The sequence below is a fragment of the Patulibacter defluvii genome (assembly GCF_034096925.1).
In the GTDB taxonomy this organism is placed as follows: domain Bacteria; phylum Actinomycetota; class Thermoleophilia; order Solirubrobacterales; family Solirubrobacteraceae; genus Patulibacter; species Patulibacter defluvii.
On sequence record NZ_JAWZSQ010000018.1, the window covers coordinates 104,575 to 117,262 of the forward strand.

Here is a 12,688-nt window from a genome sequence, read left to right on the forward strand (position 1 = left end):
TACAGCTCCCGTACCGAGAAGGACCGCCGCGTCACGCCGTCTTCGGGTGGCCGCGATCGCCGGCGGCGTGCTCGCCGCGGCCGCGATCGCCGCCGCGCCGGCCGCCGCGGTCCCCAACGACAGCCCCGGCGCGACCCCGCGCTGGACGACCGTCGGCGGCACCGGCCTGACCACGGCGCTGGCCGCCCACGGCGACACGCTCTACCTCGGCGGGGCCTTCCAGGGCGTCGGCCGGCGGGCCGCTGGCCTGGCCGTCGTCGACCGCGACGGCGGCACGCTCGACGAGCGGGTGGCCGAGCTGCAGGCCCTCCCCGACAGCACCGCCGGCGTGCGGATCGCCGCGGCCGATGGGGCCGGCGGTGCCTGGCTCGTGACCTCCGGCGCCGCGTCGGCGGGGCCCAGCGGCCTGGCCCACGCGACGGCCGACGGCCGGATCGCGCCGTCCGCGCTGACCCTCCGGCAGGGGGTCGCGACCGCGCCCGCCGCGACGCTGACCCGGATCGGCGACCAGCTGGTGGTGACCGGCGCCTTCGACAGCGCCGACGGCCAGCCGCGCCCCGGCGTCGCCGCCTTCGACGCCGCCAGCGGCGCGCTCTCCGGCTGGCGCCCGCCGGCCGTCACCGGCGGCCAGATCCTGCGCGCGGTCGCGGCCGGCGACGACGGCGTGCTGCTGCTCGGCAGCTTCACCACGGTCGACGGCCAGCCGCGCGCCGGTGCGGCGCTCGTCGACCGGACCACCGGCAACCTCCGCTCGTGGCGGGCCGACGGCCTGCCGCAGCCGCTGCCCGGCGCGCCGGCGACGGTCGACGGCGGCACGGTGTACGTCGCCGCGCCCGGCGCCGACGGCCAGCCGACGGTCTTCGCGGTCGCGCTCGCCGACGGCGCCGTCCGCGACCTGCGGCTGGGGATCGACGGGCCGGTCGAGGCGCTGGCGGTCGACGGCGGCAAGCTGCTCGTGGCCGGCCAGTTCACCCGCATCGGCAGCCAGGCGAGCCAGCCGACCCGGCTCGGGATCGCCGAGGTGAACCCGGCCGACGGCGTCGCCAGCGGCTGGGACGCGGGCCTGGTCGCGGCCCCGGTCGGCGGGCCGGTGACGGTCACCTCGCTGGTCGTCGACGGCGCGACCGTGCGGCTGTCCGGCTCGTTCGGTCGCGTCGGCGGGGCCGAGCGCTGCGGCGTCGCCGCGGTCGCGCGGGCCGACGCGGCGGCGACCGCGTGGGATCCGCGGACCTGGAACGACCGCGGCAGCTGCGCGGTCGACGCCCAGCTGGCGCTCAGCGGCGACCGGGTCTGGATCGCCAGCGAGTGGCTGCGGGCGGCGAACGTCAGCGCCCGCCGCGGGCTGGCGGCGATCGACGTCGCCGGCGACCGGCTGCTGCCGTGGGCGCCGGTGGTCGGGGCCTCGGGCGCGGCCACCGACGAGCCGAGCCCGAAGGACCTCGAGGTGTCGCACGACGGCGCCACCGTCTACCTGGCGGCGACCGGGATGACGGAGCTGAACGGCGTCCCGCGCAGCCGCGTGGCCGCGCTCGCCTCGGCCGCCGGCGGCGCGGTCGCCGACCAGCCCGGCGCGGTCCGCGACTGGGATCCGGCGCCGACCGGCGCCGTCAACGCGATCGAGCTCTCCGACGACGACGCCACCGCCTACCTCGGAGGCGGCTTCAGCGCGGTCGGCGGGCAGCCGCGGTCGCGGCTGGCGTCGGTCGCCACCAGCGGCAGCGGCGCGGCGAGCGACTGGGCGCCGAACCCGGACGGCACGGTCAACCAGCTGGCTCGCGGCGGCGACGGCGCGCTCTACGTCGCCGGCGGCTTCCGCAACCTCGGCGGCCAGCCGCGCAACGGGCTCGCCGCCTTCGCCGGCGGCAGCGGCGCGCCGACCGCCTTCGACCCGCAGGCCCCCGCGGCCAGCTACAACGACATCGCGGTCGCCGGCGACGTGGTCTACGTCGCGCTCGGCGGGGCCGAGCGCGCGATCGGCGGCCAGACCCGGCGGGCGGTCGCGGCGCTGCGTGCGAGCGACGGCCAGGCCGCGCCCTGGGCGCCGGTGGTCCCGGCGGGCGCGGTCAACCAGGTCTCGACCGTCGGCGGCGCCGTCTACCTGCTCGGGACCTTCGACGAGGTCGGCTCGACCGGCGGCGCGCCCCAGCCGCGCTCGCGGATCGCCGCCGTCGCGGCCGACGGCGCGCTGCTGCCGTGGGCGCCGGCGGTCGGCACCTCGCCCTCGACCGCGGTCCGTCCGCGGGTGGTCGCCGCCGGCAGCCGGCTGGCGATCCCGGTCACCGGCCCGACCGGCCTCGGCGGCGTCGGCCAGTACGGCTTCGCGGTCTTCGGCGAGGCGGTCTCCCCGGTCCTGACCAGCGGCCCGGCGGTCGTCGGCAGCCCGCGGCTGGACGCCGCCGTCACCTGCGCCCCCGGCCGCTACGCGGCGGGCGAGCCGCTCCGCCGCAGCTACCGCTGGCTGCGCGACGGCCAGCCGATCGGCGGCGCGACGGCCAGCGAGCACACGGTCGCCGCCGACGACGTCGGGACGATGCTCGCCTGCGAGGAGACGGCCACCAACCCGGCCGGCAGCTTGACCACGGCCTCCGAGGCGGTGCGCGCGGTCAGCGGCCCGCCGGCCAACGAGGAGCCGCCGCAGGTGATCGGCACGGTCGCGGTCGGACAGACCGCCACCTGCACCACCGGGCGCTGGACGAACGCCGACGCCTACGGCTACCGCTGGCTGCTCGACGGCAGCCCGATCGCCGGCGCCGTCGGCCGCACCTACGCGCCGGCCGACGGGCAGGAGGGCCGCGGGCTGAGCTGCGAGGTGACCGCCCGCAACGGCGCCGGCCCGGGACCGGCCGCGGTCAGCGCGGCGCGGGCGATCGCCGCCCGGCCGGGGCCGCCGGTGACCACCACCGGGCCGACCACGACCACCTCGCCGACCACCACGACCGCCACCACCACGCCGCCGCCGACCACCACCACCCCGACCCCGGGGCCGACGCCGAAGCCGCTCGCGGTCCGGCTCGGCACGCTCGCGGCCAAGCGGACGCTGCTGACGGTCGCGGTCCGGGCCGGCGGCGCCGGCCGGCTGACGCTGGTGCTGACGACGAAGGTCGGCAAGCGGACGCTGACGCTGGCCAGCGGCTACGTCGCGGTCAAGCGCGCCGGGGCGCTGAGCGTGCGGCTGAAGCCGTCGCGCAAGGGCCGCGGCGCGCTGCGCAAGGGCAAGCGGCTGACGATCGCCGTTCGCGCGACGTTGACGCCGAAGGACGCCGCCCGCGCCGCCGTCGGCCGCGCCACGGCGACCCGCAAGGTCAAGGTCCGCTGAGCCGCGACCTGGCTGCGACCGGCCGTTCGGGCCCGCCGGCGCTGCGGCGCGGGCGTGCCCGAACGGCCACGTCGTGTTCACAGGGATGACAACGTGTCTTCTCGCGATGTTCACGTGAGCGCCACGGCGCCGCACCTACAGTGCCTCCCCATGCCCGGCGGCCGACATGCCCTGCGCGGCGCTGCGGTCGGCGCCGCGCTCGCGGTCGCGACCGGGGGCGGGACCGCCGCCGCGGCCTACCTACCCGGCGCGCTGCCCGCCTCGGCGACGGCGACCGAGCTGTCCGACCGCGGCGCCACCGCCCCGCTGGTCTCCGGCGACGGCCGCTACGTCGTCTTCCGGACCAGCTCGCAGGTGCTGCTGGGGCGGCCGTCGCGGGCCGACGAGCACTACGTCGGCGGCCTCGTCCGCAAGGACCTGGAGACCGGCGCCGTCGAGCTTGTCGCGCCGCCGGTGCGGGCGCTGCGGGCGACCGGGGAGCAGGTCGGGACCGGGGTCGACGTGATCCCGAGCGGCGTCAGCCGCGACGGCCGCTACGTGCTCTTCGGGACCACCGTCCAGCTGGCCAGCTCGAGCGTCGACCGCAGCACGATCACCCCCGACGTCTACCTGCGCGACATGGCGGCGCCGGCCTCCGACGTCGGCGCCTACGAGCTGGTCTCGGCCCAGGACGGGCGGGCGACCGGGGCCTCGTACGGCGACGCGACGCTCGGCGCCGTGCCCGGTCGGGCCGGGGCCAGCCTCAGCGACGACGGGCGGCGCGCGGTCTTCGTCACCCGCACCACCACCAACCTGCCGGCTCGCTCGGGGACGACGACGCCGCGCTGGCAGGTGCTGGTGCGCGACCTCGACGCCCAGCGCACGCGGCTGATCACCCGCCGCAGCGACGACCTCTCCGACGACGGCAGCCCGGTCGCGGAGACGTCCGGGGCGCCGCAGCCGCTGGCCGCGCTGAGCGGCGACGGGCGGACCGTCGTCTGGCTCGGCGGCAGCGTCGTCCAGCAGACCCCGCGGCTGGCCGGCGAGCCGGTGCCGCCCTCCGAGCTGCTCTGGCGCGACCTCGACGGCGACCCCGCCGCCCCGGCCGGGCGCGTCGCCGGCGCCGCCGATCCGGCCGATCCCGCTTGCCCACCGGGCAGCGCCTACGTCGCCGACCAGACCGCGACCGGTCCCTGCACCGGTCCGTTCGCGACCTCGGAGGCGCTCGACCGCGACGGCAACGAGGCGTCGCCGCAGTTCTGGCTCGCCGACGACGGCCGCCGGCTGCTCTTCACCTCGGCGGCGCGGGAGCGGCCGTTCGACCCGGTCGCCTACCGCTCGACGACCGTCTACCTGGCCGAGCTGCGGACCGCCGCGCCGCGCCGCGAGGCGGTCCGGCGGGCCTGGTCGACGCCGGCCGACCGCCAGGCGACCCCGCTGGCGCTCGCCGGCGACGGCCGCCAGGCGTTCCTCTGGTCGTCCGACTTCCGCTTCGACGGCCTCCAGCAGGTCGGGAGCGTGCGCAGCCTGCCGGGGGCCGACCTCTACGTCGCCGACCTCGACGCGCGGACCGCCGAGCGGGTCACCACGGCGGTCGACGGCGGCGACTACGTCGTCTCCGGGACCGGCGGCGCGACCGCGGTCGCCGACGCCAGCGACGACGGCGGCGCGATCGTCTTCCTGACCGCCGACGCCAACCTCTTCGTCGGCGACGCCAACGGCGCGGTCGACGTCGTCGTCGCCCGCCGCGAGCCGCCGCGCGGGTCGCGGCTGGACGGTCGCGAGCTGCCGCCGCCCCCGCCGCCCGCGGTCGTCGACGACCAGCCGCTGGCCCCGCTGCCGTCGCGCTACCCGGTGGTCGAGCGGCTGACCGTCTCGCCGCGGACGGGGACGGCGCGGGTGACCGTGCGGCTGCCCGCCGCGGGCCGGCTGCGGAGCACGGCGACCGGCCGCGGCACCTGGCCGGCGCGGCGCGGCCGGCGGGCGCGGACGCTGACCGTCGCCGTCGCCCGCCGGGTCCGCAGCGTCGACCGCGCGCGCCGGATCACCGTCGTGCTGCCGCCGTCGCGGGCCGCGCGGGCGCTGCTGCGGTCGCGCCCGCACCGGCTGCGCGTGCGGCTGCGGCTGCGCTACGAGCCGCGGGCCGCGGCGCCCGTCACCGTCGCCCGCAGCTACGTCGCCCGGCGCCCGGCGGGGAGCGGCCGATGAGGCGGCTGGCCCTGCTGCTGACGCTGGCCGTCGGCGCGCTGCTCGCCGCCAGCGGCCCGGCGTCGGCCGCCAGCTGGCAGCCGTACCCGCTGCCGGCGCCGCCCGGCGGCCAGTTCCCGACCCCGGTCGGCTACGTCTCCGACCTCTCGTTCTGGGCCCCCGACCGCGGCCTGATGGCGGTCTCCGGCAACGCCTCGGTCGCGGCCGGGCTCTACGTCTGGAACGGCGAGCGCTGGCGTCAGCTGGCGACCGTCTGCGGCGGCGGGATCGACGCCCGGATCGCCTGGGCGGGGCCGACCGAGTTCTGGGTGATCTCGACCGCCAGCGGCCGCTCGAACAGCGGCGCCGGGCTCTGCCACTTCCGCGACGGCGAGGTGGTCGCCTCGTACGCGCTGCCGAACGTGCCCGACTTCGACGCCCCGCTGTGGGCGGCGGCCTGCCGGGCGGCCGACGACTGCTGGTTCGGCGGCGGCGGCCGGGTCAGCGGCGACGGCAGCCAGGCCGGCGGCTTCCACCTGCACTGGGACGGCCGCGACGTGCGGGTGGTCTACGGGCCACAGGGCCGGGCGGTCAGCGACCTGCTGGCGTTCGGCGGCCAGCTGCTGGAGAGCGTCCACGTCGGCGCCGGGCCCGACGACGGGGCGACCCCGCCGCCGCTGCTGGAGCCGGAGGCGGTGCCGGCGCTGCTGCACCGGATCGAAGGCGGCGGCTTCCGCAACGACCCGTTCCGGCCGGCGCCGCTGAGCGGGGTGCGCGAGGACGCGGTCGACCTGCGGGCGCTCGACGGCGACGGCACGACGGCCTGGGCGGTCGGCGGTCGCACGCTCAACGGCCCGGCCTCCTTCGGCACGCTGCCCGAGCGGCCGCCGCTGGTCGCGCGGCTCGGGGCCGACGGGGTCTGGCGCGAGCTGGCCCTGAGCGGGCCGGTGGCCTCGGTCACCCGCGCCGCGCTGGCCGACGTCGCGGTCCTGCCCGGCGGGGGCGGGGCCTGGACCACGGTCACCGAGATGCCGACCGCCGGCTTCTCGACCAACGGCGAGGGCGCGCAGCCGCAAGCGGCGCTGATCCGGCCCGACGGCGCCAGCGAGCTGGTTGACCTGGCCGGGCCGGCCGATCCGCTGCGCGGCGCCGCGACCCGCGTCGCCTGCCCGGCGGCCGATGACTGCTGGCTGGCGACCGCCCGCGGCTACCTCTACCGCTGGAGCGACGGGGCGACCTACGCCCCCGACCAGGAGCCGGCGTTCCAGGGCCTGATCACCACCCGCCCCAACGAGGCCGCCGCGCAGGTGATCCCCGACGCGCCGCCGGACGACGACTCGCTGCGCTTCCAGCCGCCCCCGATCGAGGTGATCCCGCCGAAGCCGACCCCGCGCTGCGCGACGCCGCCGCCGCTGGTGACCGCGATCGGCAAGCCGGTCGTGCGCGGGCTCCAGCGACGCGCCCGCGACCCTCGCGCGCGGTTGGTGGTCCGCTTCCGCGCGACCCGCCGGGCGAAGGTCCGGCTGGTCGCCCGGCGCGGCAAGCGGATCGTCGCCCGCAGCGCCCGCAAGACCGTGGCCAAGGGCCGGCGGAGCCTGGAGGTCCGCGTCCGCCGCTCGCGCTGGCCGAACCGGCTGGCGGTCGACGCGACCGGCGTCGGCAAGCCCCCCTGCGTCCCCGAGAGCGGGGGCGACGACGACGTCCTCGTGACCCGCAGCGCCCCGCCGACGCGATGATCGGACGGCGAGCGAGCAACGGCCGGCGGCGTCCGGTCGCGGTGGCCGTCGTGCTGCTGCTGGTGGCGGCGCTGGCCGCCGGGCTGGTCGGCGGCGAGCCGGGCGCCCGCGCGCAGACGGCTCCCGGTCCGCTGGGGATCGAGCTGCAGCGCGGTCCCGGCTACGACGCGCGGCCGCTCGGCGGCGCCCCCGACAGCGGCACCCCCGGCGAGGCCTGGGGCGCGGTCGACCTGGACGGGGTCGGCACCGATCCGGGGCGGATCACCGTCGACGGCCGGGCCCTGAGCTGGGACCCGGACGCGCCGGCGCCGCTGGGGCTGGTCCGCTACCGGCCGGGCGAGGGCTGGCGGGTCGTCGACGTGACCCGCGACGAGCAGGGACGGGCGCTGCCGCTGACGCTGCGCGACGGCCGGGTGACGGCCGTCGGCGGGCTGGTGCTGGTGGCCGACGACGACGGCGGCGCGCGGCGGCTGCTGACCCGCGACCCCGGCGGCGAGACCCGCGCCGCCCCGGCGCCGCCGGACACGGTGCTCCTGCCCCGGAGCGGCAGCGTGCCGGCCGAGACGCTCTCGCCGTCGGCGATCACCGGTCGCAGCGAGAACGGCCGCACCGTCGCCTTCGCCGCGATCGCCGGCCGCCCGCAGCAGCTCGGGATCGCCCGCTGGGACGGCGACGGCTGGACCCGCGAGCCGATCTGCGCCCGCAACGCCGGCGGCGCCGTCCCGCCCGGCTGCGCCGCGGCCGAGAGCCTGCCCGGGACCGCGTTCGGACTGACCGTCGTCGCCCTCGCCGCGCGCGAGGGCGGCGGGGCGTGGGCGCTGGCGCGGGCCCACGAGAGCGCCGGCCTCGGGCTGGTGCTGCTGGAGCGGACGACCGCCGGCGGCCAGGCGCGCTGGGTCCGGCGGCCGCTCGGCGTGCCGGCCTTCGACGCCCGCGCGACGCCGGCGCTCGGGGTCGACGCGGTGACCCCGCTCGACGGCGGCTTCGCGCTGACCGCGACCCGCGACGGGGTCTGGGTCGACGGCGGCTTCCAGGCCCGCGGCGTCGCCCGCCAGGTGACGCTGCGGGTGACCGCCGCCGGCACCGTCAGCTGGTGCGACGTGGCCGGGCTCTGCGACCACCCGCTCGCGATCGAGCTGTCGCCGCGGCAGCGCTCCTACGCCTGGGACGGCCCCGGCAACGGGAGCCGCGTGGTCGGGCCGCTGGCCAGCCGCGGGACGGCGATCGGCCGCTACGCGACGCTCGACGGCGACCGCTGGCGGAGCGTCCCGACCTTCGTCGACCCCAGCCGCCAGCTGGCCTTCGCCGAGCCCGACGAGGGCTGGATCGGTCCCGCCCACGTGACCCGCGACCGGCCGCCGTCGCCGCTCGCCACCTGGCCGCTGCCGGTCCGCCGGCCGCTGCAGGCCCTCGCGGCCGGCCCGGGGACGGCGGGCGCGCTCGAGACCCCGGCGCTGGCCGTCGGCGAGAACGGCACGATCCTCCGCTACACGCCGGGCCAGGGCTGGGACAGCGAGGTGCTGCTGGCCAGCGACGGCGTCGGCACCGCCAACCTGCGCGGCGTGGCGTGGCCCTCGCGCGACGTCGCCTACGCCGTCGGCGACCTCGGGACGATCTGGCGCTGGCGCCGCTCGACCGACCTCTGGGAGGCGGACCCGGCCGCGCCCGACGACTTCGTCGGCAACCTGACCGGGATCGCGTTCGCCGCCGGCGATCCTGATCGCGGCTACGCGGTCGGCCGCGCCGGGACGCTGCTCCGCTACGGCAAGAGCTGGACCCCGGTCGAGCTGCCGGCGGCGGCCCGCGGCGGCGGCCCGCTCGGGGGACCGGTCGACCTGCTGGGGGTCGCCTTCGCCGGCCCGGTCGCCTACGCGGCGGCCGGCCGCACGATCCTGACCGACGGCGGCAACGGCCAGTGGCGGGTCGACGAGCAGGCGACGGCGCTGATGGCGAAGGCCAGCGGCCGCCGCGACCCGCTGGCGACCGCGGTCGCCGGGCTCCCCGACGGCGGGGTGGTGGTGGCCGGGCGTGGCTTCGTGCTCGAGCGCGACGGCGGCGACCGGCCGTGGCGGTTCAGCGACCAGCCGCTGCCGGGCCGCCAGGTGCCGGTCGCCGCGGCCGCCTTCCGCGAGGGCGAGCGGGTCCGCGCGCTGCTCAGCATCGCCCCGGTCGAGCAGTACCCGCTCGCGACCGAGCTCGACCCCGGCCAGAGCGACCCCGACGCCCCGCCGCCGCGGCTGGGGCCGCTCTCGACCCCGCCCGAGGCCTACCTGCTGCGGGAGACGGCGAGCGGCTGGCGCGACGAGGACCGCTCGGGGCTCGGCCGCCGCAGCGACGCCGCGCTGGCGCTGCTGGTCGACGGCGGCGGGCGCGGCTGGGTGGTCGGCGGCTTCAACGGCCGGCCGGCGCTCGGCGCGGCGGCGGTCGACGAGTACGAGACGGCGGGGATCTTCCGCTACGACCCGGCCGGCCCGGCGCTGCCGCCGGCGGTCCGGGCCGCGGGCGTCGACACGCCCTCCGGCGTCGCCCGCTTCGTCGCCGGCGGCCACGCGATCTGCGGCCGCGACTGCGCCGAGTCGGTGCCGCTCGACCTCAGCGCCGACCGGACCCTGGCGCGGGCGCTGCCGCTGGCCGACGCGCTCGGCGACCAGGCCAACGGCCCGCGGGCGCTGCTCTACACCGGCGGCTACCCGCAGCCGACGGGCGACGGGTCGGCGGCGGCCGACGGCGACCAGCAGCGCTACGCCCAGCTGCTGGCCCAGGCGCGGCTGCCGCTGCTGGTGGCGCCGGGGCCGGGCGACGTCGGCGGCCGCACCAGCCTCGGCTTCGAGACCGCGTTCGGGACCTTCCGGGCTCCGCTCGGCCAGGCCCCGGCGCCGGCAGCGATGCGGCTGGTGACGCTCGGCCGGCCGGCGGTCGCGGGCCGCGCCCGGACCCACTACGCGGTCGACCAGGACGGCAACGGCGGCACGGTGCGGCTGGTCGTGATCGACAACGCCGGCGGCTCGCTGGCCGAGCGCGACGACCGCGGCAACCCGGCCGAGGACCAGGCGGCGTGGCTGCGCCAGGTGCTGGCCGACGCCCGCGGCAAGGCGATCCCGACGGTCGTCGCCGGCAGCCTCGGGCTCAACCCGTCGCTGCCGAACGCGGCCGCCGACGGCCCGGCGGTGGCGGCGATCCTGCGCGACGGCGGCGCCTCGGCCTACGTCTACGACGGCGCCGGCGAGCAGCGGCAGACCGCCGTCCCCCAGGGCTCGGGCGAGGTCCCGGCCTTCGCCAGCGGCACGCTCGGGACCCGGGTCGGCAACGACCGCGGCTTCGGTCCGCCCGGGCTGCTGCTGCTGGAGCTGGCCGTCGACCGCCGCGATCCGCGGACCAACCGGGCGCCGGTCGCGGCGCGGCTGGTGCCGGTGATCGAGGACCTGGCGATCGAGGCGGTCGACGGCCGGGTCCTCAACCGCAGCCAGCCGGCGCTCTTCCGCGGGCTCGGCCGGCGTCCGCGCGCGGCCGGCAGCGGCGTCCAGTACACGGAGCTGCCGAACGCGCCGTGCCCGAACGAGAGCTGCCCGGGGCGGATCGAGCCGGAGGTCCGCTTCCACTCGTCGAACCCGGACATCGCCGACTTCGTGCGGCTCGACCCGAAGTCGACCAACCCCCGCAAGCCGTTCCTCGACCCGACCAGCGACAAGCCGGTGGCCGACTCCGGGTCGGGGCTGCTGTGCGCCTTCAACGCCGGCCGCACGACGGTCACGATCAGCGCCGGCGGGCTCTCGTACGCGACCACGGTGACGGTCCGCGCCGGCAGCGTCCTGCGTCCCTGCGGCACGGTGCCGCTGGTCGACCCGCCGGCGCCGAAGCCGGCCGACCCGGTGCCGAGCGCCCCGCCGCCCGGCCTCAGCCCGGCCCCCAGCGGCGCCTCGCCGACCCCGACGCCGGCCCCACCGCCGGCGCCCCCGAGCCCCGCGCCGGCGGCCGCGCCGAAGGCGCCGCTGACCGCCAAGCCGGCGCCGCTGCCGGCGACCCCGCGGCCGAGCGGGGCGTTCCTGGTCCCGCTGGCGCCGCTCGCGCCGCCGTCGCCGCCGGGCCAGCCGGTGCCGCCGGCCGGCACCAGCTCGGTCAGCGTCAACGTCAGCGTCCCGGTCAGCCAGCCGGTCGGCCAGGTCGAGCGCGAGCGCGAGGAGGAGGTCGCCCACGAGTCGTCGCAGGCGTTCGCCCAGGTCGCGCTCGACCAGCCACAGGGTCCGGGCGTCGGCGGCGGCGCGGCGCTGGTGGCGCTGATCGTGCTGGCGGCGGTCGGCGGCGCGGCGACCGCCGGGGCCGCCCGCGCCCGCCGCGAACGCCGCCGCCGGCCCTTCGCCTACGCCCGATCCGCCGACCCCCGGAGACGACCGTGAGACTCGCAGGACGACCCTCGACCCCGACGATCCTGGCCGCCGCCGCGCTGCTGGTGGCGACGCTGGCGCTGGTCTTCGCGATGACCGGGGTCGGCCGCTCGGCGCCGTCGAAGCCGATGCCGAAGGCGGCCAGCACCAAGCCGCGGCCGTACGGGATCCTGCGGCTCGACCGCAGGAAGCGGTTCCCGGCCTCGGTGATCCCGCGGGTGGCGCGGGCCAAGCGGGCCGACCGGCTGGGCACGCTGCGGGCGACCGACCTGCAGCTGCACTGCCCGGCGGAGACCGTCGACTTCGGCACCTGGTGCCTGGCCAGCTCGACCTACCCGCTCGACGTCGCCGACCGCGGCCGCAACGACTTCTTCTTCGCGACCCAGAAGTGCGCCCAGGTCGGCGGCTACCTGCCGTCGGCGGCGCAGCTGATCGCGGCGGCGCCGAAGCTCAAGATCTCGTCGACGATCGACGACAACCCGACCTTCGCGGCGGTCGACGAGTTCCCGGGCGACGGGCTCAAGGACCAGCGCGAGATGTCGTCGTCGCTGATCACCACCACCGCCGGCGGCAGCGCGGCGGGCAGCCTCGGCAGCACCCCGGGGGCGAAGGGCGACCCGCGCCAGGGGGAGCCGGATCCGGTGCCGCTGCCGGCCGATCCGGCGCCCGACAGGCTCCAGTACATCACGGTCTACGACAACCACGACAAGGGCGGGTTCGCGGGCGGCAAGCCGGTCACCAGCCCCGAGCGGTTCCGCTGCGCGTTCAACAAGCAGCAGGGCGAGAGCGAGGTCGAGGACTGATGGGCCGGGCGACCGTGGTGGCCTGCGCGGCGGTCGGGCTGCTGGGGGCACCGGCGGTGGCGCTGGCGGCCGACGACGGCGCCGACGCGCCGCCGCGGACGACGACCACTACCGCGACGCCGCTGCCGGAGGAGCTGGAGGAGACCGGCGGGGCGGAGACGGTGCCGGCGCCGGCGCCGCCGAAGCGGCCGGCGGCGCGGCGGCCCGACCGCGAGCGGCCGGCCGGGGGAGGGCGCGGCGAGCGGGGCTCCGGGGCGGCGGGCGACGGTGGCCGTGGCGGTGACG

Annotated in this window: 5 protein-coding genes and 1 pseudogene; all 6 read left to right on the plus strand. The window is 79.1% G+C overall.

What is annotated here, in order from left to right; genetic code table 11:
* Positions 1-46 precede the first annotated feature (46 nt).
* Complete coding sequence (locus SH587_RS17465; RefSeq protein WP_320671926.1) at positions 47-3,316, plus strand: RHS repeat domain-containing protein; 3,270 nt, start codon at positions 47-49, stop codon at positions 3,314-3,316.
* Between the two features lie 150 nt (positions 3,317-3,466).
* Positions 3,467-5,503 carry a hypothetical protein gene (locus SH587_RS17470; RefSeq protein WP_320671927.1) on the plus strand — a complete coding sequence of 679 codons (2,037 nt, stop codon included), beginning with the start codon at positions 3,467-3,469 and terminating at the stop codon, positions 5,501-5,503.
* Positions 5,500-7,218 carry a hypothetical protein gene (locus SH587_RS17475; protein ID WP_320671928.1) on the plus strand — a complete coding sequence of 573 codons (1,719 nt, stop codon included), beginning with the start codon at positions 5,500-5,502 and terminating at the stop codon, positions 7,216-7,218. Before SH587_RS17470 ends, SH587_RS17475 begins: the two co-directional genes overlap by 4 nt.
* Positions 7,219-7,259: 41 nt before the next feature.
* A complete protein-coding gene (locus SH587_RS17480; RefSeq protein ID WP_320671929.1) occupies positions 7,260-11,612 on the plus strand; it encodes a hypothetical protein in 4,353 nt (1,450 codons plus the stop codon).
* Complete coding sequence (locus SH587_RS17485; RefSeq protein ID WP_320671930.1) at positions 11,609-12,403, plus strand: hypothetical protein; 795 nt, start codon at positions 11,609-11,611, stop codon at positions 12,401-12,403. The genes SH587_RS17480 and SH587_RS17485 overlap by 4 nt, the downstream gene beginning before the upstream one ends.
* Positions 12,403-12,688 (plus strand): annotated as a pseudogene (locus SH587_RS17490) (hypothetical protein); the annotation flags it as partial. The gene SH587_RS17485 and the pseudogene SH587_RS17490, both read left to right, overlap by 1 nt.